This window comes from Ahniella affigens, assembly GCF_003015185.1.
Classification (GTDB): domain Bacteria; phylum Pseudomonadota; class Gammaproteobacteria; order Xanthomonadales; family Ahniellaceae; genus Ahniella; species Ahniella affigens.
The window spans coordinates 2,740,866-2,764,129 of record NZ_CP027860.1 but is presented as its reverse complement, the minus strand read 5'-3'; the positions used below and the strand labels follow the sequence as shown (position 1 = coordinate 2,764,129).

The following is a 23,264-nucleotide window of genomic DNA, read 5'->3' as shown; positions in this document are numbered from 1 at the left end:
ATCACTTTCGAATGCCACACTGCTGTTGGCGCTGAGTGAGCAAGTCGGCCAGGTTCGGATGCTTCTCGATGCCGGCCTGCAATTGCGACCACTCCGCCGCTTCGACGTGTTCGTCGCCCGAGCGGCAACGTGCCTCAATCTGGCGAAGCTTCGCCGAAACCGAGAACGCGTGCAGCGGCCCAACACTGCGGGCACCCAGACTGACGGCCTCATTGGTCAGCGTCAGCGCTTCTGCGACGTTGCCCTCGGAAAGCAGCGCGCCCGCCAGGTTGTGGCTGAGTATTGCGACATCCAAGTGCTCCGGCCCGTAAACTTCGATCGCCAAGTCTCTCGCTTCCCGATAGGCCGCCGTTTGTTCCGGCCAGCGCTCGGCTTTTCGGTAGACACTGCCCAAGGCATCCAGTGCTTCTTCCAATTCGGCGCGTCGCGGAGGCTTTGCAGTTCTCAGTGCCGCGACTGTCGTCTCGATCATGCGGATCGCGTCGTCGAGACGGCCATTGGTCGCCCAAAGTCGGCTGAGCATCAGCCGCGCCGCGTTGCGATCGCGCTCGCGCGCGTCGCTAGCCTGGCTCAACAATGCGATGGCCTGCTCCAGACTGTGCTCCGAACGCTCGAACTGCCGCAGACTGAACTCGGTCATGGCTTTCAGGTACAACACTTGCCCGAGGTAGCCCTGGCTCTCGGCCGGGTCGGCGCGCAAACGCGACTCGGCCTCCTGAAACAGCGCGTATGCTGATTCCGGCTGGCTGGTTTCTCTCAGTGCAGTTGCCGCCAGAACCATGCGTCGCGTCAACACGCTCGGGCGGTCCAGTTCGCGCTCAATCGACAACGATTCTTCGGCAAGCTTGAGTTGCGGCTCGCGCAACGCCAATCCACCATAGGCCTGAGACATGGCGGCCAGCAGATCGGAACGCGTGGCGTCCCGAGATTGCAATTCTTCGTCGATCCGGGCACGCGCGCCGTCTAGTAGCGCTTTTGCCGTGACCGTTTCGCCTTGTGAGCGGGTCGGGTTCGCGGTCGCCAGCGCATTCGTCAGGAACTCGACCAGCCGTGCCGATTTTTCGGCTTCAGCCTGTGCTTGGTCACGCTGGCGCAACGCTTCCCGGGTTTGCCAGAGCGTCGCGCTGATGCCCGCGGCAATGGCAATCAGCAAACTCGCCGCCAGCGCGGCGGCGAGCGGGTGTCGAGCCAGCAAGCGTTTGAGACGATACGCCAAGGACGGTGCGACGGCCAGTACGGGGCGACCCGACAAATAGTGTTCGAGATCATCGGCGAATTGAATGGCGCTGCCGTACCGATGCAACGGGTCGCGGGCCAGCGCTTTGTTGGTGATCTGCTGCAGATCGCCACTCAGCAAGCGGCGCAAGCGTGCAGGCGAATTGGCGCGTGCCTGGGCGCGCCGCCCCGACTCGGGATCAGCATCGTCGAAGGCTTGGCGGAGCGGCGGCACTTGCCGATCATCAATGGCGCGAATCAGTCTCGGCAATGACACCTCGTCGCGGGCAAATGGTCGCTGTCCGCTCAACAGTTCGTACATCATCAGACCGAGTTGATAAATGTCCGAGGCGACCCCGACTGGTTCACCCAGTAGTTGTTCTGGGCTTGCATAGTGCAGGGTGAGCAAGCGTTGCTGGGTGCGGGTGAGACCATCGGTAGCGTCATCGTCCGCGAGCACCTTGGCGATCCCGAAGTCGAGGATTTTCGGCAACCCGGTCGCATCGACGAGCACATTGGCCGGTTTGATATCCCGATGCAGTACGAGACGGTTGTGGGCGCTTGCCAGCGCCAGTGCGACCTGCTGCATCAGCTGCACGCGAGCCCGGATATTCAACTGGTGCTGATCGCACCACGTATCAATCCTGGCGCCGTCGACATACTCCATGGCTAACCAAGGACGCCCGTCAGAGGCGATGCCCGCGTCGTAAAAACGCGCAATCCGCGGATCATCCAACGAAGCAAGAATGCGTCGCTCGCGTTCGAAGCGAGCCATCAGTTCGGCGTCGGGTTGGCCACCTTGCAAGAGCTTGATGGCAGCTCGTTGCGTGGCGCCTTGGACGTCACGCTCAGCCAGAAACACGCGTGCCATGCCGCCTGCGCCCAACTCGCGCAAAAGACGCCAGTTCGCGATTCGCGGCAAGTGCTTCGTGTCCAGAATCTCAGTCACGTGCGCATTGAGATACGACATTGGCAGTCGTTCCCATTCAGTCTGGCTGTCATCGCAATGGGCGAGCAGCGCGCGCAGGGCCATCAGTTGATCGGCGTCGCCACCACAATGGGCTTGAAGGTAAGCCTCGCGTTCGGAAGGGGGCAGATCCAAAGCCTGCTGCAGACACTGATCCAGCGCTGCAAACTGCTCTGGGGTGACCGGATTCATTGCAGGGCCGACCCGATCCAGGCTTTTGCACGTAACCAGTCGCGCTGAATGGTTCGCACATTGACGCCGAGCACCGCGGCGATTTCGGCCGGATCGAGCCCGGCAAACACGCGAAGCTCAACCAGTCGCACCAGTCGCGGGTCATTCGCCTCCAATTGCTCCAGTGCCTCGTTGATCGCGAGCAGGGCGGTAGGATCGACCCCGCCCCGGACATCGAGATCATCGAGGTCAAGATGCGACTCGCCGCTACCGCGCTTCTGCGCCTGTCGGCTGCGCGCGTGATCAATCAGAATCTGCCGCATGGCACGTGCGCACCAGGCCATCAGGTGTTCGCGCGACGCAATGCCTTTGCCCTGGTGTGGCGCGAGGCGCTCGTAGGTTTCATGGACGAGCATGGTGGTCGAGAACGTGTCGCCAGGTCGCATGCGGGCCAATTGGCGGTGCGCAAGCTGCTTCAAATCCTCATAAACCTGAGGCAGCAGTGCCTGCAAGTCGAGTGTGTCGGTATCGAACGAGGGCAGGTCATTCATGACGCCATTATGCCTGAACGTCACCATTTGTAACGCAGGTAGCGCTAAGTTGGCCGAGGCGTCATGGGTCGTAAACAAACGGTGCGGCCTCAGTGGCCGCGTTGACCAGTGACCGAGCATTCGGCGACAGTGGGGATCACTTTGGAAGGAGTACCTCACATGCGAACGCTCATTTTGTTGGCTGCGGCGATGGTTGGGACCTCGTCAACCTGGGCTTGCGACTCCGCTGCTGCCTGGGCTGAACGGTTTCAGGGCGGCGCGGCCGACTTCTATGCTGGGCCCCCGTCGGCGGCAGTGCTGAAGCAAGTCACGCCCGAGTTTGGCGATTTGCTGAAGCGCGAGGCGGCCTACGCCGATGGCGAAATCGGTCACTTGGACTACGATCCCTGGCTTGGCTCGCAGGACGGCGACATGGTCGGCTCGCGTTTTGAGTTGGAGTCCGAAACCGACGACTCGGCGATGGTGGCGCTGCGCTTCCAGTTTGATTCGGGCGATGGATCAAAGCCGCAACCGCGCGTGGCGCATTTGGTGCTCCGCAAAGCCGAAGGGAGCTGCTGGCGCCTCGCTGATCTGATTACCCCTTACGGCGAGTCATTGGCGTACCTGTTCAGCCAAGAATAGGCCAACCGCAAAACGATGGAGCAATCTTGCGGCGTGCGGGGTCCAATCCGCTTTGCGAGCGCTTCGATCGCACTGACCGGCTTCCCGGATGGTGAAGGAATTGCGATGATCGCGGTATGCGCGCATCGCCGTCTCCACCTTTCTGGCATTTGTACGTTCCGAAGCTGGTCTCGGTGCTTCGTCGCGGTTATGGCTGGGCCGATTTTCGGGGGGATCTGGTCGCCGCGCTGACGGTGGCGGTGGTCGCGTTGCCGCTGTCGATGGCGTTGGCGATTGCCTCCGGAGCAAGCCCGGAGAAGGGCTTGCACACTGCGATCATTGCCGGCTTCCTCATTTCTGCGTTGGGCGGTTCGCGGGTTCAGATCGGTGGCCCGACAGCAGCCTTCATCCCGGTCGTGTTTGTGGTGATCGAGAAGTTCGGCTACGGCGGGCTGATTCTGTGCACCTTGCTTGCCGGGTTGATGCTGATTGCGGCGGGGCTGCTTCGGCTCGGCACGTTGATGAAGTTTGTGCCGCAACCGGTGATCGTCGGGTTTACCGCAGGGATTGCGGTGACCATTCTGTCAAGTCAGGTCAAGGATGCGTTGGGTCTTGATGTGGCGAAAGTGCCCGCCGAGTTCTTTGCGCGCTGGCAGACGTATTTAGATCACTTGCCAAGTGCTGACCTGGCGACGATCGCGTTAACGGTTGGCTGCATCATCGCGATTTTGGTGTTGCGCAAGATTCGCCAGACGGCGCCGGTGTTCCTGATTGTGGTGTTGCTGGGCTCCCTGTTGGTGGCGGTATTCGGCTGGGATGTCAGCACGATTGCGACGCGCTTCCCCGGCGGCATCCCAAGCAGCTTGCCAAGCTTTGCGGTTCCGGTGATCCCGTTCGAACGGACCATGGAACTGTTTCCGGCCAGTTTCACGATTGCGTTCCTGGCCGGAGTCGAAAGCTTGCTGTCGGCCGTGGTTGCAGATGGCATGATTGGTGGCCGCCATCGCTCGAATGCGGAACTGGTCGGGCAGGGCGTGGCCAATGTTGCCAGTGCCTTGTTTGGTGGTCTGCCTGCCACGGGCGCAATCTCGCGCACTGCAACCAATGTTCGCGCTGGTGCGCGCTCACCCATCGCCGGCATGTTGCATACCGTGTTTCTGCTGGTTTTCATGCTCGTGGCAACACGTTGGATGGGCTACGTGCCGTTACCAGTGCTCGCTGCAGTACTGCTCGTTGTGGCCTGGAACATGGCTGAACTCCAGCATATTCGGCACTTGATGCGCGGTCCGCTCGGGGATCGGTTGGTGCTTCTGGTCACGTTCGCGCTGACGGTGATGTTTGATCTGACCATTGCCATCGAAGTCGGCGTGGTTCTGGCGTCATTTCTGTTCATGCATCGCATGAGCCAGATGGTTGAGATCGCCTCGGGCGAAAAGCTGATTGAAGAGGATGAGCCGGATTCATTGGAAGCGCGTCCGGATCCGCGAGCGGGTCTGCCGGCCGGGGTCGAGGTGTTCCAGATCAGCGGACCCTTGTTCTATGCCGTGACCTACCGGCTCGATGATGTGCTCGACCAGCTGTTTTCGCCACCGCAGTGGTTTATCCTGCGCTTGGATGGCGTGCCGATGACGGATGCCTCGGGCGCCACGGCTCTGAAGCAGTTCTTGGACCGTTGCCAGAAGCAGCAGATCAAGGTGATCTTTGTCGGCCTGCGCGAGCAACCAAAGCGCGTCCTGCACGACATGCATGTGTTGGAGCATCCGCAGTTGATCGCGCATGTGGCGACGTTGGCTGAGGCCAAGGCGCGGGTGTCAGCGCCTTGATGCCAGGGTGTCGTGTCGGCGTAGCGTCGTGTTCGCGCCCATGCCGATGTCGCGCCAAGATGTATGGCCTTTTTGTAGGAGGGCCTGCAGGCCCGAACCAATTTCGCGGCAAGAGCCCCTAGAACGCCCAATCCAACCCTAAACTCAGCTCGCGACCGCGGCGATAGCTGCGGGTGATCTCATCGCCTTGGGCGAACTCGACTTTCGGATCAAGCAGGTTGCGGACCTTCAGTTTCAACGTCCAGGCGTCGTTCAACGGATAGCGCAGGTTGAAGTCGACCTGATGGAACGGCCGTTCTTCAATGTCCGGTGCGCCAAAGATGCCGACCTGCGAAATGCGCGGCCCGAATACGTTGTAGAGCAGGGTGGCTTCGAGGCCATCCTCGCGATAGCCCACCTGGACATTGCCTACGTGCGGGCTTTGGCCCTGCAGCGGTCGCGACTGATTGGTCTGAATGTCGTTGGCTTCGCCAAGGTCCACCGTCGAGTTGATGTAGGCGTAGTTGAATCCCACATACCAGTTCAGGAGATTCGCGCTGTATGCCGACAGGCTGCGCGAGTAGTCGAGTTCTACGCCATAGTTGCGAGCCGATTCGGCGTTGGCGAACGACACGAGGTTGCCTGTGCCGGGCACTTGAATTCGCTCGATCGGATCCTTGAAATCCTTCAGGAACAGCGCGATCGACATGGATTCGACATCGCTGTAGTAGTGCTCGAAGCGAACATCGAGATGCTGGATTGAAGCGGGCTTGAGCAGCGGATTGCCGATGGTTTCGAGGTCGAGCAACGGGTCGGTGAACGGTGCGCGCGACAGCTCACGAAACTCAGGTCGCGACACGGTCTCGCTGTAGCTGACGCGCCACTGCGTCGAATCGGACCGGAGCCAGGTGAACGCCGCCGAAGGCAACGCGTCGTCGGTGTCAATGCGCGCGACAATGGGCGGTGCGTTGAGGTCGGACAGCGAGAAGGTGGCGACATCCTGCTGATTCTGCTCATAGCGAAGGCCGAGCGCCAGACGATACTTTGAGTTCCAGTTGATATCGGCATTGACGAACAACGCATCAAGGTCCTGTTCGGCGCGATACTGATCGGTTCCACGCGTCGTCTCGCGCAGTTGGAACCCGTTGTCGCCAATCGTGCCGGGGTTGATCACATCGTCAAATCCGGGACGGACGAGAACGGCCGGATCGGTCGCCAGCGGCCCGACGCCCGTGAAGCTGAAACGACGAATGCCGGAATCGCGCTCACGTCGAAGGCCATCGGCGCCGGCACTGAGATCCAGATAGTTCGCCTCGCCAAACGTCAGCGGCAATTTGAATTCCAGGCCCAGTTCATCCTGCTGGTCATCCAATTCCGAGTAGAAGGTCGTGTTGCTGTCGGAACGACGCGAGAATCCGTAGTTTCCGGTAGCTGTGTTGCGATCAAAACGATAGCGGCGGGTTTTCGGCGCGTCGCGGCCAGCGCTCGAATGGGTGTATTGCCAGTTTAGGCTGAGATCACGCGCATTGACGAAGAGATGCTCACCAGAGAGTTGGTTGACCAACAGTTTGTTCTCGACCCATTCCAGTTCGTAAAACCGCGACTGATCCTCAGGGTCGTCAACGTAGCCTTCGGCAACGTTCGTGTCGTCTTCGCTGGAGCGCAGCAGCAGATTCGTATACTTGAAGCGGTGGTCCGCCGACCAGTCCAGACCTGCGACCAGAAACGACGACAGTTCGACGTTTTGGCGGGTGCGGTTGAAGCTAAGTTCGCCGGTCTGGGCCAAGCCATCGCTGGTTGAAACAAAGCTGCGCCGGGTTTCGTCCGTCTGTTCCCAGCTGTTGTGATAGCGCACCGATGCGAGGACGCCGAAACTGCGTTCATCAAATTGCCAGACGTTGCCATAGCCTGCCGACAAGCCTGCGGCAGGCGGCAGGCTCTTGTTCTCGACATTGTAATCACCACTGAGCGCCTCACCGAATGACTCCAGCTGCGCATTGCTGAAGCCGCCAGGGTTCGTTGGCGACTGCGGGCGCAGAATCACACCATCGGCAATGGCGTCGCGAAGCTCGCCAGGCAAGGACCGGGCACGCTCGAAGCCGGTCCAATCGCTGCTGTCGCCGGCATAGGTCATGCCATCCGCACCGGTGCTGCCATCGAGATAGCTCAGGCTGAAGCCCAGTTTGGCGAAGCGCTCCAGCGGCACGCCGCGCGTGCGAAGCATGACCGAGCCGCCGCCGAATTCACCGGGAATGTTGGGCGAATACGACTTCTGGATGATCACCCCATCCAGTACTTCGGTTGGCACGAGGTCCAACGGCAATACTCGGCGCGTCGGGTCCGGGCTCGGCAATTGTGCGCCGTTCAGCAGGACGCTCGAATAGCGGTCGCCGAGTCCACGAACGAAGACGAACTTGCCGTCGACCACAGTCAGGCCGGTCACGCGTTTCAACGTCTGCGCGGTATCAGTATCGCCGGTACGGGCGATTTGTTCGGCGCCAATGGTTTCGGTCACCTGCGACGTTGCGCGGCGCTCGTCTACGTACAAGGCCTCTTCGCCTTCCTTGATCTCGCCTTCAATCTCGATCTGTTTCAGCATTGACGCCTCGTCCGAATCGACCGTGGCGTCAGTGTCCGGAGTCGGCGCTGCAAGCGTTGACATGGCTACGGAATAGAAGGCTCCGGAGAGGAGGCAACGAGAGATCCAGCGCGGCAGGCTGGCGGTTTTCGGACGAGTGAAGGCAGACATGAGGCACACGGAACCAAGGGAATCGCAGCAGCGTATGCGGTGCGCATGACAGGTCGATGACCGCTGCATGGCGGTTCATCGAACCGTCATGCCAATGGCATCGGCGCGTCAAAGAACATTCAACACCGTGTCACGGGACGCAGGCATCGTAGTCACCATGACTGGCCATGGCAGGTTCATATGCGCATTGGGATCGTGACTGAAACGTACCCGCCCGAGATCAACGGCGTGGCCCTGACTGTCCAAACCATGGTGCACGAGTTGCTGCAGTTGGGGCATTCAGTGGATCTGACTCGCCCAAGGCAACTTGGTGAGTCGGAAATCGCGCCCCGCGCCATGCTCGTCGAACGCCTGCTGGCGGGGTCGCGCGTACCGCGTTACCCGGAGCTCCGCTTCGGCTGGCCGGCGACGGAGACCTTGAAGCAGGCATGGCGGAGCCAAGGTGTGGCGGCCGTATACGTGGCGACCGAAGGTCCGCTGGGCTGGTCAGCGGTTCGCGCGGCACGGGCCATTGGCATTCCGGTACTGACTGGCTTTCATACCCGCTTCGACGACTTCGTCGGGCACTATGGCGCGCGCCTGTTGGTGCCATTGGCGCAGGTCTGGCTGCGCCGATTCCACAATGCGGCCAACGCGACGCTGGTGCCGACGCAGTCGTTGAAGTCCGAATTGGAACAACGTGGATTCAAGCATGTCGAGCGCTTGCCACGTGGTGTCGATTCGCGCTTGTTCAACGCTGGTCGGCGCGATGAGGCACTGCGTCGAGCCTGGGGTGTCGCACCGGATGAGCAAGCGGTGATCCACGTGGGTCGTCTCGCCCCAGAAAAGAATCTCGGACTGTTGGTGCAGGCTTGCCGACGTATCCAAGCGCGTGGAATTCGGGCAAAGTTCATTTGGGTCGGCGATGGTCCGTCGCGTAGCGCCCTGGCCGAACAGAATCCGGATTTCATATTTGCCGGAATCCGACGCGGAGAGGATCTCGCACGCCATTTCGCGAGCGGCGACCTGTTTCTGTTTCCGAGTCTGACCGAGACGTTTGGCAATGTGACATTGGAGGCGATGGCATCGGGAATGCCGCTGGTCGCCTTCGACTATGGCGCCGCACATGAGCATGTGGTGCACCGGCGCACTGGGTTGTTGGCACCGTTCGGCGAGGCAGAAGCCTTCCTCGCGCTGGCGGAAGAATTAGCCTGTGATCGTGCCTTGCGGCATCGGATCGCGACCCAGGTTCGCGAAGCGGTGTCGGGACTATCACAAACGGCAGTTGCAACGCAGCTGGTGCGACTGTTTGAACAAGCCATGCCGACGGAGTGTGCTGCATGACGACGCGACTAATCCCAAGGCAGATTTCTGGACCTGAGCTCAACTGGTGCCTGCGCATGAATCGGTGGGCAGATGTGTCTGGGATCCGGCGCTTGTTTGCGGTGGTGTCACGCTTGGGCGATGGCCCGATGTGGCTGCTGCTCGTGGCGCTGTTTGCCTGGCACGACGTGCATTCGGGCCGTCAGGTTGCCACCCAGCTTGCGTTTGTCGGGTTGAGCGCCTGGTTGTTGTATCGAACCGTGAAGCGCCGCACGCGACGGCTTCGACCGTACCAACAATACCGGCTGATCACCGCGCATGTGGCAGCGTTGGATGAGTACAGCTTTCCGTCTGGACATACGCTTCATGCGGTAGTGTTTTCGGGCGTGAGCTGCCTGCATGAGCCATGGCTTGCGTTGCTCCTGTTGCCACTGACGGTTCTGATTGCCATGTCGAGAGTCATTCTGGGTTTGCACTATCCGAGCGACGTACTGGCGGCAACCGGCATTGGCGGCGTGCTGATCGCGATCTCGTACGTGCTGTTTCAGTGACGCTCTCGTGATTCGAATCGCCGTTGTGCAACGCAAAGTGTGCTTGGCGCGAAAGGGCAGGGATCGGGATTGGGCGGCACCTAGACCGACGTTGCGCGGCGACGAAGGCCGTCACGTTTCTGCAATCAGCTTGTCGTGAATTCGCCGCCTGCCGGCAATGCCCCTGTCACCGCCGGTTTCTATCGTGCACGGGTCGAGCAATGGGCTCGAATTCTTGATTCCTTTCGGAGAAACCCGATGTTGCTGAACTCGAAAAAGCGCTTGTTGGCCGCGATGGTCGGTGGTCTGCTGATGGTGCAAGCCACGCAGGCTGCGCTGGTCGTTGACGAATCTTTCCGCGGCGGTTGGTACAACCCGCAGCAAAGCGGCCGTGGCTCCATGCTGGATTGGCTGCCAACCAGCAAGGACGGCGGCGTACTCTTTGTCGCCACGTTTACGTACGACACCACGGGCAAACAGTACTGGTTCACGACTCTCGTACCTCTGACCGATCGTGAGTTCAAGAAGACCAACGTCGATGCACTGAGCGCGACCGGTGGCACGTTTGGCAACGACTACACGCCGACCGTTGCAGCGCCGATCGGCAAAGTCGATTTCGAAGCGCATTCGTGCAACCGCATCACCTTGAGCTTCACGCCGAACCAAGGTTCGAATCTGGTGCCGGTCACCTTGGACTTGTCGCGTCCGGACGGCGTGCCCAGCACGTGCCAATACACGCATGAATTCACGACTTGCCCGACGGGAACCACTGCGGTCGCCGGTCTGGCGCGCACGTGCCAATTGCCGTCTACGATTACCGGCACGCTCCGACTCACCAATGATGCAACCTACCTCATCGCCGGCAAGACCCAAGTCGGCAGCGGCCGCAACACGAATCCGGGCACGCTGATCATCGAGCCGGGCACGCAGTTGCAGGGTAAAGGCGGCGCGATCGACTATCTCGTCGTCAATGCAGGCTCGAAGATGTTCGCCGAGGGCACGAAAGAGAACCCGATTGTGTTCACCGGTCCGACCAACGTTCCGGGTTCCTGGGCGGGCTTGGTTCTTGCTGGCAATGCCGCGGACAATACGTGTCGCCTCAGCACGGCGTGCACCTTTGAAGCGGACGCCGATGTGACCTACGGTGGCGTGAGTCAAGTTGGCGGCGGCAATCTGGTGTCGGACGATGCTGATTCCTCCGGTGTGCTGAAGTATGTGCAAATCCGCTATGCCGGCCAAGAAATCCGGCCGAATGAAGAGCTGAATGCGTTGACGATGCTCGGTGTTGGCAGCGGTACGACGATCGAGAACATCTCGGTCTACGCCGGCAAAGATGATGCATTCGAATGGTTCGGTGGGGCGGTGAATGCGCGGAATCTGGTCGCTATCGCGACCGAAGATGACTGCTTGGATACCGCCAACGGCTATCGCGGTCGCGTGCAGTTTGCCTATTGCAAGCAGACGGCAACCGCCGCCTCCGGCAGCCATGGCATTGAGTCGGACAACAACGGTTCGTCGTTCGATCTGCTGCCCCGCACGCAGCCGAAGATGGCCAACCTGACGTTCATCCAGTCGAGCACCGGTGATGAAGCGATCCGTATCCGCCGCGGTGCGGCCGGAAACTACTTCAACGTGGTAGCGAAAGATGCGCCGACTGAATGCCTGAACTTCAATGACAACGCGACGTTCAATGCGTCGGGCTCGGCTGCGAACCCAATCGCCAGTGGCTTCCTGACCATGACCGGTGCTGCCATGGGTTGCAACACGAACTTTGAACTCTCGGGTTCGGATCCGTTCCAGGTCGATGCTTGGTTCAACATCCAGGCGGCAAATCTCGCTACGAACCCAGCTGGTCTCAACATGACGGGTCGTTATCCGAATACTGGCTCGCCGCTGCTGAACACCGGTGTTGCGGTACCTAATGATGCATTCTTCCAGCGCACGAGCTTCAAGGGCGCTTTCGACTCGTCGGCTGCCACCGATTGGACGCAAGGTTGGTCCTACGGCGTGGAGTAACAAACCCTCTGGTGTGCTTGAGTCAGAATTGGACTCCCCTTCACCCCGCACTGGTTGCGGGGTTTTTTTTGGGGGCAAACGTGTTCGCGGCGTGGCGAACATGGTGCGGAAGGTCCGTTGCCGCTTGATGACCCGGCGATAGCGGCCCGGCGCTTCCATCATCGAAAAAAGAGAACCCCGACTGCAGCAGGCTGTAGCCGGGGTTGGTTGACCGAATTCCCTGCCCGGCGTTTTGGCCAGGTGCTGCGCCTCGGTCGGAGCGCTCAGACGCTAACTATGCAACGCCGATCGGATTGAACGAATCGGGGGACCTTAGACCTTGGCCATACGGTTGGACCATCGGCCTGACAGGAATCAAGATTTCTTGAACTGAATCACCGTGCGGGTACGCGCGGCAACTGGTTCGCCTTGATTCGTCGCGGGCTGAAACTTCCACCGCATCATGGCGCGAATCGCCGCACGGTCAAATAGACCCGCCGGCTGCGAACGAACCACCTTGATGTCGGTCGGACTACCAGACTTGTCCACGAGGACATCGAGTTCGACAAAGCCCTCGATGCCTTGGCGTTTTGCTTGCTCTGGATACTGCACCAGCGCGCGGCGCAACGCGACCGGGGCAACCAATTTGCTACCGGGGCTCTTGGTTGTCGACGCCAGTGGTGTGGCCGCCGCAGTTGATGGCGCGACCGCAGAAGCCGGGAGTGCGGGCTTGTCTGCTGCCGCGTTACCAGGTGGTGCGATCGACGCTTGCGCTGCGGCGACTACGGCTGACTGAACTGCGGGCTTGGTACCGGCGAGCGCATTGCCCGGTGCCGTATGGGCAGAAGGGGCTGGCACCGGTTCCGTTGATTGCTTAGGGATTGGTGTTACTGCCTCGGTGTTTTGCGCGAGTGCTTTGGTCGTGATCGCGTCAGCAACCTGGCGATTGGCCGCTACAGCCGCCAACTTGGCGGCCTTTGCCTGGGCTTGGGTGACACGTTCGCGCGACGATTGAGAGACATAGGAGTTGGCGTCGAATCGCGTCATCAGCGCGGTAATCCGATCTGCCTCAACGAGATCGTTTTGTAACAGGGCGTGCCGAATCGCCTGATCAGCCAAAGGCATCAGATCAAACAACGCGTTGCGGTAGCCCTCGTGGTCGGGATGTTGCTCGCGCAGGCTCAACAACAGTTCGAACGCGTTGTCGCCGGCCGGCGCCACAATGCGGCCGGCACGCTCAGCCTGGACGGCTTTCTGATATTGCATCACCGGATCAATCGCGCTGACCGCAGCCGGTTTGGTGGGCGCGGGATTCGCTGGCGCCTGGGCGATCACAGTGGGTTTGGTGGTTTGGCCGGTGGCAGGGTCGAGCGGCGCCTTGGCGCAGGCGGCCAGCAAGGTACCAACAGCAAGCGGAACAAGTAACGGGTAGCGCATGGTCATCTCCAAGTCGTGCTTCGGCGAATCAAGTCCAGCCAACCCCGGAATGCTGCACGTGTCACACATTTTCCGAATTCTTGCGAAACAAAATGTGACGCAATCGATGTTTTGCCCGAAAGAGTTCGCTTGGCGGCGCTTTGGCGCCTCGTTCATTGGTTTTTTCTTGGGGCAATGACCGCTTTGCGACAACGTGGCACCCGAATGTGTCACGGGCACTCGGCTCGCCTGATACATCGTTGCAGCGATGGGCGGCGGTATGGCTGTCATCAAGGCGACGCGGCGTTGTCACGCCGCTGCCGTTTGGCGCGCCTAACGTCGCGGCTATGGACACAATTGAAACGAAACTGATGGCTCGATTGCCGCATTGGTTCAATGGACCAGTCGGGCCGGTATCGCGTCGCCTGCTTCGCCGGTGGAGTCATTGGTCACAGCTCGACCGCTTAGAGGACCTGCTGAATCGTCACGCACATCTCCGTGGTCGCGCCTTGCTGGAAGCCGCATTGCGTGATTTTGATACCCGCTATCTGGTCGATGATCTGGAACGCCAGCGGATCCCCGAGCAAGGTCGCGTGATTGTCGTTGCGAATCATCCATTGGGTGGACTGGATGGCTTACTGTTGATGAAGTTGCTCTGTGATGTCCGCCCGGATTTCAAAGTTGCCGCGAATGCCGTACTGAGCCAGATCCCCGGTCTGGCTGACATGCTGATCCCGGTGGATGTGTTCAACGGGCAGGGGCACCGCGCTACCTACCAGAGCATGCGGCAGGCGCTCGAGTCCGACCAGGCGCTGCTAGTGTTTCCGGCCGGCAGTGTGTCGAGGTTTGGTTGGCGTGGCATTCGCGACGCCGAATGGCAGCGCAGTTTTGTCAGTTTGTCGGAACAGACGGGCGCACCGGTTGTCAACGTCCGCATCGAGGCCCGCAACTCAACGTCGTTCTACGCAATGTCCTGGTTGTCGGCATCACTCGGCACGACCATGTTGCCCAAGGAATTCATGTCTCGACGCGGCGCGCGGGTCCCGATTCGGATCGATCGGCCATGGACGGCAGAAGCCTTAAGAGAGCTGCCGGGTCCGCCGCGAGTCCGCGCCCTGTGGATGCAGCAGCAGAACGATGCGCTTCGACATACGTCCCAACCCGCAACCAAGCGGCCCGAAGCACTGGCGCATCGACCCAATCTGCGATTCATTTTGCGCGAACTGTCGGGCTTGACCGAACTTGGCCGGACACGCGATCAAAAGCGCATTCTGTGCGGGCGACTCCGTTCAGACAGCGCGTTGATGCAGGAGTTGGCGATTGCGCGCGAGCGCAGTTTTCGGGCTGTGGGCGAGGGCACCGGACGGCACATCGATCAGGATCGATTTGACGCTCACTACGAGCAGATTCTGCTCTGGGACGATGTCCAGCACCAACTCGTAGGCGGCTATCGGGTCGCGCGGTGCAAGCCTGTTCTAGCTGATCATGGGCTCGCTGGACTCTACACGGCGAGCTTGTTCCGGTTCCCGGACGTGGGCCTGCCGGAATGGGATACCGCTATGGAACTGGGTCGGAGCTTCGTGCTGCCAGAATACTGGGGTGGCCGCAGCCTCGACTATCTGTGGTTGGGCATCGGCGCGTACTTGCGCGCGCATCCAGATATTCGGCACCTGTTTGGCCCCGTGTCGATCAGCGCCAGCATGCCGGTGCCCGCAAGGCAAATGCTGGTCGCCTATTGTGAGACTCAGTTTCGCAGTGCGCAGCGCGGTGTTCGTGGCCGGCGACCGTTTGACGCCGGGGTGATGACAGGACTGTTTCAGCACCTTGACCAATCGGCTGCAGAACAGTTGCTGATGCGTCACTTGCAGGCCCTCGGAACGCGCATACCCACGCTTTACAAACAGTACACCGACCTTTGTGAACCGGGCGGCGTGTCGTTTCTGGCGTTCAGCACCGACCCGGATTTTGCCGATGCGGTCGACGGTCTGGTCTGGGTGGACTTGGCCCAGATGTCGCCGAAGAAGCGGCAGCGCTACCTGCAAGCGCCGAGCGTGCGTGAGCAGGCGGTTGACCGCGTCAAATAGGGGGCAGTCCGCAACGTGTTCGTGATGGCGTTAAGACTTGGCCGGCGCTCGCAGTGAGGTAAGGTCGACGGTCATTGCGGCGTGACGCACGCAGGTCCGTCGATGACGGGCTGTCATGTTCCGGAAATAATTCGGCAATAGGCTTTGCAGCAAGATTTCACTCTCCTTACGGGAACTTGCTATGAAACCTGTTCGTCATCTGCTTGCAATGGCTGTTCTGGCTGGGCTGTCGGCGCAAGCCCAGGCCGAAATGAATCTCGACATCATCGGCGACAACGAGATCGCGATCGAAGCCCTGATTCAGGCTGACTACAACGCGTTCAGCAACAACTACGAATTCGCCAGACTCGATGGCGTTGCGCTGACGTCCGCTCAGCAGACGACGCTGGCGAACTCGTTTGGCGTGCTGAAAGACGACAACAGCATGCGCCGTTCGGAATTCATCTTGAAGGGCAAGGGCCCGGTTTACGACTGGACGATCGGCTACGACTTCAGTACGCAGGCCGGCAAGGGCAAGTTTCTGGACGTCAACTATCGCTACCGTTTGACCGCTGATTACGGCGTGCGCGTGGGGCAGTTCAAGCAACCGAACAGTCTGGAAGAGCTCGCCAGCACCCGTTACAACGACTTCATCTCGAAGGCGGTCACCACCAACGCATTCGCCATTGCGCGCCGCGTCGGCGTGGAAGCGCAAACCGGCGGTGCGAGCTGGACGTTGACCGGCACGTGGTTCGGTCGCGAACTCACGACCGGTCTGGCTCGCGGTCCGGGCTACGGTGTGCGTGCCACGTGGGCGCCGCTGATGACGGATACTGATACGGTGCATCTCGGTGTTTCGGCAATACGTGCCGACACCCGCCATGACCTGTATCGCAATCGCGTGCGCCCGGATGCCGACCTGTCCAATCTGCGTCTGATTGATACCGGCGACCTGAAAGACGCTGACCATCTGACGACCTTGGGCGTGGAAGGCTTGTGGCTGCACGGCCCGTTCAAGGTGATGGGCGAATATATGAAGAGCGACATCGCCCGCACCGCAAACGACGACTTCAGTGGTGACTCCTGGTACCTCTCGGGTGTTTGGAACATCACCGGCGAGGCCTTCACCTACAAGCAGGGCGTTTACAACACGCCGCTGCCTAACGATCCGGGCTACAAGGGCATGTTCCAGGCTGCAGTCCGATATGACACGATCGATCTTGATGATCGAATGGTCAACGGTGGCACGCAGGACAGCTGGACCGCTGGCGTGAACTGGTACTGGCGCCAGAACCTGAAGCTGATGCTGAACTACGTCAAGGTCGATACCGACCGCAATGTCCGTATCTCGGGTGTCAGTTCGCCAATCCTGATGAGCAACGATCCGGATATTCTGGAAGTGCGTGTGCAGTTCATGCTGTAACGATCCACGCGGCACCTAAAGCGCGCCGAAAGCCAGCGACGACAGTCGCTGGCTTTTTCGCGTCTGTGCCATCGCACCTGAACATGTTGGACGGGTGTGCTTACGATCTGAATGGCGACTCAGTTCGAATAGCTCGCGCTTTGGAACACCTACAGGGGTCGTGTGCTCGATGGAATGGTGATCGATCGGCTGGATCGATCGGATCACTGGAATTCAAGGCGTCGCGACAGGCTACCGACCAGGGAGCGGGCGCTTGCGTGCACTCGGGGTACACGTTGGCGGGAGTGCTGACGCTTCCGGGTTCTTGGTCGAGACACCTCATTGTTTCCGGAGCACTGCCATGACGACCCCACGCGACTGCCACCAGGGCCGCTGCCAACGCCGCGACGCGCTTTACCGCCTCGTTCAGGCGACATGGCTCGCGTTTCTTGGTCTAACCCTGTTCTGGTCTGCTCTCGTCGCGGCGCAGGTATTGCCTGTGCCGGTGCTCGCGAGCCCCAATGTTGACCTCACCCAAAACGGCCAGGTTCGTGATCTGGAACGACTTCCGAATGGCGGCTGGCTGGTTGCTGGGAACTTCAGCCGAGTTGGTGTGCACAATTGCCCTGGCATTGCGCGCCTCCAGGCGGACGGATCGGCCGATACGGCGTTTACGCCGACGACCCTTCTTGACCCAGCCCAGTTGCGGCGAATTCGCCTGGGTACGAATGGCCGGACCTACGCACTGTACACGTCGCAAGTGCTCGCACTGCGATCTGACGGCACGACCGACCCGACTTTCACGCCCGTTGCCGTCTCTTCCGGCTCCGCCAATTCACTCGCAGTCGTCAGCGATGGGGTGCTGGTTGGCGGATTCTTTACGCAGTTGTTGACCAACCCGGTGACCACCGTGTCGCGGCTGGTGAAGTTCAATCTGGATGGCAGCCACAACACCACATTTGCCGTGCCGTCCGGCGGCAACGTCTTGGCGATGGCGGCAGCGGGCCTGGATCGTGTCGTGGCAGTCGGCGGTTTTTCGACGATTGGCGGTCAGACGCGTACCGGGGTCGCCTTGCTCGACACGAGCGGCACGGGCGGGGTGATCTCGAGTTTTAATCCGGTGCTGCAAAACGGGGGCGACAGCGTTTTCGTCGAAGATGTTGCGGTGGTCGGCGATTCGGTCTACATCGTTGGTCGATTCACTACCGTCAATGGCAGTCCGCGCTCGCGTGCAGCAAAGCTGTCACTGTTGGATGGTAGTGTCGACCCGAACTGGGTTGTGGCCATCGGCGGCAGCACGCTCAATGCGCTGACGGTGGATGCCATTCAGAACGATGTCATCATCAGTTCGGGGGCCGCGCAGACCTACGCGAATCCGCCTGCTGCAGCGACCACGCGGTTGGTCGCGAAGGCGAGTCAAAGCACGGGTGCGATCAATCTGGCTTTCGATCTGAATGTGCAGTTTCCGTTCGGGTTCACGCCGCTCTTGAGTTTTGCGGAAGGCGATGCGCCGACCCGTACGCTGGTTGGCGGGACGTTCCAACAGATCGGTACCGCCTCGCGTTTTGGTCTGGTGCAAGTCGATGCGGCTGGTCAGCAGGATGCGCTAAGTGCGCACGTCGAAGCGTTTCGAGCGGGGGTCGTCAATACGCTCCGGTTCGATCCAGGAACCGGTCGAACCTATCTGGCGGGCAGTTTTCGTCGTGCCGGAAACGCGGCACGGAGCTTTGTGCTGCGTTTGAATCGCGACGGCGTGGTTGATGCGGGCTGGCGACCCAGCGTTGACGAGCGCAGCAATCCGGGCATGGCTGTCGCACCGGGCGTTGGTGTATTTGTGGCGGGCAACAACGGAATCTTGAAATTTGATGAGGTGACTGGCGATCCAGCGCCCGGATGGAGCAACACGAGAGCGGTGAGCGAGCTTGTGGTGGGCGGCTCGGCGCTCTACAGCCTGGAAAGCGGCAAGCTGCTGCGGTTTCCACTGTCTGGGAATGGTGCGGACGACGCGGGATTCGCTGCTGACGTGGCCTCGGCCCGAAATCTGCAATACGACCCTATTGGCAACACCCTGTTCGTCGTGCAGGTCATTACGGTTGCCGGTGGTGGCACCGAAAACCGCCTGACGCGTCTCGATGCCTTGACGGGCGCCGTGCTGCCCGCGTTTGATCTCAGGCTGCAGAACAATGCCAGTGTCGTCGGACCGCAAGGTTATTCGGTCGATGGCGATGGCGTCTGGGTGGCAGGCAATTTCAATCTGGTCAATGGGGTCACTCGCGCCTCGCCAGCGCGCGTGCTGCTCGGCACCGGCCAGCTGGACCCGGCCGTTGCGCCGACGACCGGCGCTACATTCAACAATGGTCTGCTCGCACACCGCGGCTTTTTCTACGGCTTGCGCTTCTTGTCGAATTCGGCGGAGGTCCTGCGCATGGGCGCAGGTGGCGGCCCCATGGATCCAACTTGGAAGTTGACGGCCAACACATCGGTACTGACTATGGCCGGCGATGGCGTCCGGCTCCTGGTCGGCGGCGCCTTCGAGAATTTGGGGACGGAGAACACGCGGCGCCTCGGCGTCGCTGCTGTCCTTGAGGCCGATGGATTGCATGCCAATAGCTTTGAGTAGCGGTCGTTATAGCGTGTTGACGTCAGGCCGTCGAATAGGCAGGCGCGAACGCCTTGGATTCAGTTCGGCGATCTGATCACGTTCTCGTGAACGCCTGATCGACTACGCTCTGGGACTTCTTCTCGACCTGGAATCGTGCGGTGCGTTCAATCCTGGTGGTGCTCACTTGTCTGTGTATCGGTCACGCTGAAGCCTTGACGTATCAGGTTGGTCCAACGCGTACTCACACCACGCTGAGTGCGTTGTTCACGGCCATCGATTTGGGACCGGGAGATCTGGTCGAGGTGGATGGCGGCGTGACTTATGACGTGGGCTCGCCGGGCATCGTGATGGGCAGTGGCGATGCCGGAGCGCCCGGCAATCCGGTCGTCTTGCGCGGCATCGCCGTTGCCGGCGCGCGGCCGATTTTGCGCGGCGGCACGAACACGATTGAGTTCCGCTCGTCGAACCATGTGGTGTTCGAGAACTTTGAAGTCACCGGCACCGGCAACACCAGCACCGGGACGTTTCGCTGCATTTATCACCATGCCCACGACATCACGATTCGCAATGTGCTGGTCCGGGACTGTCCGCGCCATGGCATTCTGGGTGCAGATACCGATTCCGGCTCGCTGACCATCGAGTATTCGGAAATTCGCAATTCGGGATCCAATCAGGGTAATCACGCGGTGTACATGGCCACCGACGAGGTGGCCTACCCAGGTGCCGTGTTCCGTCTTCAATACAGCTATCTGCATGACAGCCAGTTCGATGATGCAGTGCCGGGCGGCAATCTGGTCAAGAGTCGCGCCGAGCGCAACGAGATTTACTACAACTGGCTGGAAGGCGCCTATTTTCATGAGTTGGAGCTGATTGGGCCCGATCCCAATGGTGCGCAACCAGGCTTTACTGAAACACTGAAGCGCGAAGACTCTGATGTGGTTGGCAACGTGATCTTGCATACCGCGAGCTTCGGCGCTGTGGTGCGATTTGGTGGCGATGCCACGGGCCAGAGCAATGGACGCTACCGAGTCGTCAACAACACCATCGTGCGCAGTCAGGCGACTGCCGACACACCGACTGTGTTCCGCTTGTTTGATGGCATTGAGTCGCTCGAATTCCACAACAATGTCATCTGGCGTGATGGCGCCAGCAACGTGACCCTGGTGCGGGCGGTCGAGGCAGTATGGGCCAGCGGCACGGCGCGGGTGACCGGCAGCAATAACTGGGTGAAGAGCGGGTTCGTGTTCAATCCGACCAACTTGAGTCACACCATTGTCGGCACGATCACCGGCACGATTCCAGGATTCGTCGATGCGGCCGGCGCCAATTTCGTCCCCGCATTGGGTAGCTCGTTGCTGGACGCTGGAAATGCCAACACCGTAACGACGCCGGATTTTGACCTTAGCAATCCACTGTTTCCGCCGGTCGTCCATCCACCGTTGCGGGCGCCCTTGGCGCCGGGTGGAACGGTCGCTCGACCGGTTTCACTGCCAATTGACATAGGTGCGTTCGAGGTTGATCTCGTCGCCCGCATTTTTAGCAACGGGTTCGAGGACTGAGCCGCTCGTTTTTGGCGGGCGGGACGGGGCAAAGGTGATGGGGCGACTGACTCCTTGATGGTCAAAGCTGGCATAAATCGTGCTTGAGAAGTATCGAATGCCATTTATCCATCTTCCCAGAAGGGTCTGTCGCGATGCGCACCAACAACGGCTTTACCCTGATTGAATTGATGATCGTGGTGGCGATCATTGCCATCCTGGCCGCTTTGGCCATCCCTGCTTACCAGGACTATGCGATCCGGGCGCAAGTGGGCGAATGTCTGACGTTGGTCTCCGGCACCAAGACGGCGGTCGCTGAAGGATTCACCAATACCGGTTCCTTCCCGACTTCGAACGTCGATGCTGGCGTGGCGCCTGCGACTGAGATTGCCGGTAACTACATCAGCTCCGTGTCCGTCGGTACCCTAGGGGTCGTGTCGTGCACCTTTGGCAATGACGCGAACGCGGCGATCGCCGGGCTCAGTATCCAGATGGTGCCGGTCGCTGAAGTTGGTGCCGTGCACTGGGTCTGCGAGCACAACACGGTTCCGGAACGGTTTGTGCCTTCCAACTGCCGCAACTGACGGGCGGCACTGCTTAAAACCTGGGGTGATCCTGGAATGCGATGCGGGCCATGGTTGTGCGCGCCGTTCATGCGCATGCAATAACGCCTGCCAAATGCTGTCTTAGCGGACGGCCAGCCCGATGCCAATGTCGCAATTGGCAGGTTGAATCAGTCTGTTCCCCGCGGTCGGACCCGCATAGGGCTCGTACTCGTGCGGACGATTTGGCCTGTTCAATGACTCGCGTGTCTGATTACGGCCAGCATGTCTGATTGGGATAAGCCGGTTCAGAATCAAATCCTGACATGGAACGACCTCGCAGGTGGGACGACGCTTATGCAAGCGTGTGGAGCGGCGGCGGAAGCCCTTCAAGGCTTGCGCTGGAGCATCGCGCCCACTTTACCAAGGTCACGAGCGTATCCGCCGGGGCGGCAGTCGGCCAATGCAGCGCAGCGATTGTTCAAGATCCTGGGTCCCGGCCAATGCAGTGCTGACTCTGCGTTCACGACGTGTGTCCGAATCAACCACAGTCCAGTTGAAACGCGGTCAGCGCCCCAGGCTCCAGATGCGGAATGATCAGCACGGGTGAAGCGTTGTTCCGATTGGGCGGCAATAATAGGAAATCATTCAGAAGACGCTTCTCTGCTTGCGTGTCGAGCAGCACGTGGTTCGGCTGGCCGGGCTGCACCAAGTACAGGTGTCCCGGCCACTCACTCACGAGATAGCGCTGATCGGCGAGCTTTGCGATTCCGTCGCCGTCGCCGAGGCCAGAGCCCAGCACGGTAATGTTCTGAGTGCGCCAGTTGATCGCGAGCAATAGACCTTGCATGGTGGTGACCAGCAGCGCATCCGGCAGGGCCAGGAGCCCATTGATGCTGCGCAATTGCGGATCCCGGAGCCATTCGACCACCTTTCCCAAATGCAATCGGCTGATTCGTCCCTTCGCCGAGTCGCTCACCAGGATGGCTCCCGGCATGCTTGATCCAGGAGGCGCCAGCGCGACGTCATTCAGGAACTCCGAGTCGGGGATTTTATGCCGCGCAATGATTCGCGCGTTCTTGGTATCGATCTCCAGCAGTTCGGTCAGGTCAGACACGAACAATCGCTTGCCTTTGAGCGCCATGCCTTTTGGGGCGTTCAACCCGACCAGCCAATCCGCGTCAAGGAGGGTGCCGTCCAAACCGATTCTTGCAATCTGCCCCTTCTGATCGGCCGCATCGGCCTCGCCATCCACCATTGAGACATAGAGAAACGTTCCGTCGCGACTCAATTCGGCACTCTCCGGATGTCGCAAACCAGTCACCTGCCATGTCGGCTGGAGTTTCGGAATCCCAGTCTCGCAGCGTTCTCGGCTGTGGCTCGCGCTCACCGCAAAAAGCAAACAGGCAGCCATGAGCAGCGCGGGTGTCGAAAAGTGTGCCTGCCACAGCTTGCCCATGTACTCGGACTCCGCAATGAAGCGCTATTTCAGATGAGGTCTGGCCGAATGGTGATCTGCCATCCAAACTCTGATCGTGCAACGGTGGTCACGCAAACACAATGTGCTGGAGGTCAAGCGAGTTGCGCCGCATTGCCCATTCGCCAAAAGCAGCAAGGTCTTGCGGCGTAGGCTGAAAACGACTCATGTGAATTCCTCGGCGATCAAACCAATGTGGCAGAGCGAGTCGCTACAGTACTTGCCGCGACGGTTCGCCTTCGCGCCTCGCCTTGCCTGGAACTGCCTACCAGCTCCTTCAAGATTCTTCTGGAACAGGGCGCTCCGAACCGCCTTAGAACCATCCTCACTCGAACACACCTT

At 60.2% G+C, this 23,264-nt stretch carries 15 protein-coding genes; 10 read left to right on the top strand and 5 right to left on the bottom strand.

Annotation, left to right across the window (positions count from 1 at the left end):
- Window position 1: 1 nt before the first annotated feature.
- Both C7S18_RS10610 and C7S18_RS10605 read right to left on the bottom strand, forming a co-directional pair.
- Window positions 2-2,374: a serine/threonine-protein kinase gene (locus C7S18_RS10610; RefSeq protein ID WP_106891540.1), complete on the bottom strand. Its 2,373-nt coding sequence runs from the start codon at window positions 2,372-2,374 to the stop codon at window positions 2-4.
- Entirely contained in the window at window positions 2,371-2,904 is a 534-nt protein-coding gene (locus tag C7S18_RS10605; protein WP_170113219.1) for an ECF-type sigma factor, read from the bottom strand. Before C7S18_RS10605 ends, C7S18_RS10610 begins: the two co-directional genes overlap by 4 nt.
- Window positions 2,905-3,063: 159 nt before the next feature.
- On the opposite strand from C7S18_RS10605, the gene C7S18_RS10600 reads away from it, so the two are divergent.
- A complete protein-coding gene (locus C7S18_RS10600; protein WP_106891538.1) occupies window positions 3,064-3,525 on the top strand; it encodes a hypothetical protein in 462 nt (153 codons plus the stop codon).
- Between the two features lie 116 nt (window positions 3,526-3,641).
- Window positions 3,642-5,327 (top strand): SulP family inorganic anion transporter, encoded by a 1,686-nt coding sequence (locus tag C7S18_RS10595; RefSeq protein ID WP_106891537.1) that lies wholly within the window; start codon window positions 3,642-3,644, stop codon window positions 5,325-5,327.
- Between the two features lie 118 nt (window positions 5,328-5,445).
- Here C7S18_RS10595 and C7S18_RS10590 read toward each other — a convergent pair whose 3' ends face one another.
- A complete protein-coding gene (locus C7S18_RS10590) occupies window positions 5,446-8,055 on the bottom strand; it encodes a TonB-dependent receptor domain-containing protein (RefSeq protein WP_170113218.1) in 2,610 nt (869 codons plus the stop codon).
- A gap of 180 nt (window positions 8,056-8,235) precedes the next feature.
- Here C7S18_RS10590 and C7S18_RS10585 point away from each other — a divergent pair, with 180 nt between their 5' ends.
- The 3 genes from C7S18_RS10585 to C7S18_RS10575 all read left to right on the top strand — a co-directional run bounded on the left by C7S18_RS10585 (window position 8,236) and on the right by C7S18_RS10575 (window position 11,903).
- Entirely contained in the window at window positions 8,236-9,378 is a 1,143-nt protein-coding gene (locus C7S18_RS10585) for a glycosyltransferase family 4 protein (protein ID WP_106891535.1), read from the top strand.
- Window positions 9,375-9,908, top strand: a complete 534-nt coding sequence (locus tag C7S18_RS10580) for a phosphatase PAP2 family protein (protein ID WP_106891534.1) — start codon at window positions 9,375-9,377, stop codon at window positions 9,906-9,908. The genes C7S18_RS10585 and C7S18_RS10580 overlap by 4 nt, the downstream gene beginning before the upstream one ends.
- A gap of 237 nt (window positions 9,909-10,145) precedes the next feature.
- Window positions 10,146-11,903, top strand: coding sequence for a hypothetical protein (locus tag C7S18_RS10575; RefSeq protein ID WP_106891533.1), 1,758 nt, complete (start codon window positions 10,146-10,148; stop codon window positions 11,901-11,903).
- A gap of 354 nt (window positions 11,904-12,257) precedes the next feature.
- Here C7S18_RS10575 and C7S18_RS10570 read toward each other — a convergent pair whose 3' ends face one another.
- Window positions 12,258-13,319, bottom strand: a complete 1,062-nt coding sequence (locus tag C7S18_RS10570; RefSeq protein WP_170113217.1) for an energy transducer TonB — start codon at window positions 13,317-13,319, stop codon at window positions 12,258-12,260.
- 350 nt (window positions 13,320-13,669) lie between these two features.
- Between C7S18_RS10570 and C7S18_RS10565 the strand changes: the two genes are divergently transcribed.
- From C7S18_RS10565 to C7S18_RS10545, 5 genes are all read left to right on the top strand, one after another.
- Window positions 13,670-15,382: a GNAT family N-acyltransferase gene (locus C7S18_RS10565; RefSeq protein ID WP_170113216.1), complete on the top strand. Its 1,713-nt coding sequence runs from the start codon at window positions 13,670-13,672 to the stop codon at window positions 15,380-15,382.
- A 181-nt stretch (window positions 15,383-15,563) separates the two neighbouring features.
- A complete protein-coding gene (locus C7S18_RS10560) occupies window positions 15,564-16,784 on the top strand; it encodes an OprO/OprP family phosphate-selective porin (protein ID WP_106891530.1) in 1,221 nt (406 codons plus the stop codon).
- A gap of 340 nt (window positions 16,785-17,124) precedes the next feature.
- Window positions 17,125-19,383, top strand: coding sequence for a hypothetical protein (locus C7S18_RS10555; RefSeq protein WP_106891529.1), 2,259 nt, complete (start codon window positions 17,125-17,127; stop codon window positions 19,381-19,383).
- A 140-nt stretch (window positions 19,384-19,523) separates the two neighbouring features.
- On the top strand, window positions 19,524-20,924 hold the full coding sequence (locus tag C7S18_RS10550) for a hypothetical protein (protein ID WP_106891528.1): 1,401 nt from the start codon (window positions 19,524-19,526) through the stop codon (window positions 20,922-20,924).
- A 134-nt stretch (window positions 20,925-21,058) separates the two neighbouring features.
- Window positions 21,059-21,487 carry a pilin gene (locus tag C7S18_RS10545; protein WP_106891527.1) on the top strand — a complete coding sequence of 143 codons (429 nt, stop codon included), beginning with the start codon at window positions 21,059-21,061 and terminating at the stop codon, window positions 21,485-21,487.
- A 499-nt stretch (window positions 21,488-21,986) separates the two neighbouring features.
- Here C7S18_RS10545 and C7S18_RS10540 read toward each other — a convergent pair whose 3' ends face one another.
- Window positions 21,987-22,904 (bottom strand): YncE family protein, encoded by a 918-nt coding sequence (locus C7S18_RS10540; RefSeq protein ID WP_106891526.1) that lies wholly within the window; start codon window positions 22,902-22,904, stop codon window positions 21,987-21,989.
- Window positions 22,905-23,264: the final 360 nt, after the last annotated feature.

Excerpts from the sequence above, each read along its gene's own strand:
- C7S18_RS10585 (WP_106891535.1), top strand. The coding sequence starts at position 8,236 with ATGCGCATTGGGATCGTGACTGAAACGTACCCGCCCGAGATCAACGGC.
- C7S18_RS10565 (WP_170113216.1), top strand. The coding sequence starts at position 13,670 with ATGGCTCGATTGCCGCATTGGTTCAATGGACCAGTCGGGCCGGTATCG.
- C7S18_RS10605 (WP_170113219.1), bottom strand. The coding sequence starts at position 2,904 with ATGAATGACCTGCCCTCGTTCGATACCGACACACTCGACTTGCAGGCA.
- C7S18_RS10560 (WP_106891530.1), top strand. The coding sequence starts at position 15,564 with ATGAAACCTGTTCGTCATCTGCTTGCAATGGCTGTTCTGGCTGGGCTG.
- C7S18_RS10590 (WP_170113218.1), bottom strand. The coding sequence starts at position 8,055 with ATGTCTGCCTTCACTCGTCCGAAAACCGCCAGCCTGCCGCGCTGGATC.
- C7S18_RS10555 (WP_106891529.1), top strand. The coding sequence starts at position 17,125 with ATGACGACCCCACGCGACTGCCACCAGGGCCGCTGCCAACGCCGCGAC.
- C7S18_RS10610 (WP_106891540.1), bottom strand. The coding sequence starts at position 2,374 with ATGAATCCGGTCACCCCAGAGCAGTTTGCAGCGCTGGATCAGTGTCTG.
- C7S18_RS10575 (WP_106891533.1), top strand. The coding sequence starts at position 10,146 with ATGTTGCTGAACTCGAAAAAGCGCTTGTTGGCCGCGATGGTCGGTGGT.
- C7S18_RS10570 (WP_170113217.1), bottom strand. The coding sequence starts at position 13,319 with ATGCGCTACCCGTTACTTGTTCCGCTTGCTGTTGGTACCTTGCTGGCC.
- C7S18_RS10595 (WP_106891537.1), top strand. The coding sequence starts at position 3,642 with ATGCGCGCATCGCCGTCTCCACCTTTCTGGCATTTGTACGTTCCGAAG.
- C7S18_RS10600 (WP_106891538.1), top strand. The coding sequence starts at position 3,064 with ATGCGAACGCTCATTTTGTTGGCTGCGGCGATGGTTGGGACCTCGTCA.
- C7S18_RS10540 (WP_106891526.1), bottom strand. The coding sequence starts at position 22,904 with ATGGGCAAGCTGTGGCAGGCACACTTTTCGACACCCGCGCTGCTCATG.
- C7S18_RS10545 (WP_106891527.1), top strand. The coding sequence starts at position 21,059 with ATGCGCACCAACAACGGCTTTACCCTGATTGAATTGATGATCGTGGTG.
- C7S18_RS10580 (WP_106891534.1), top strand. The coding sequence starts at position 9,375 with ATGACGACGCGACTAATCCCAAGGCAGATTTCTGGACCTGAGCTCAAC.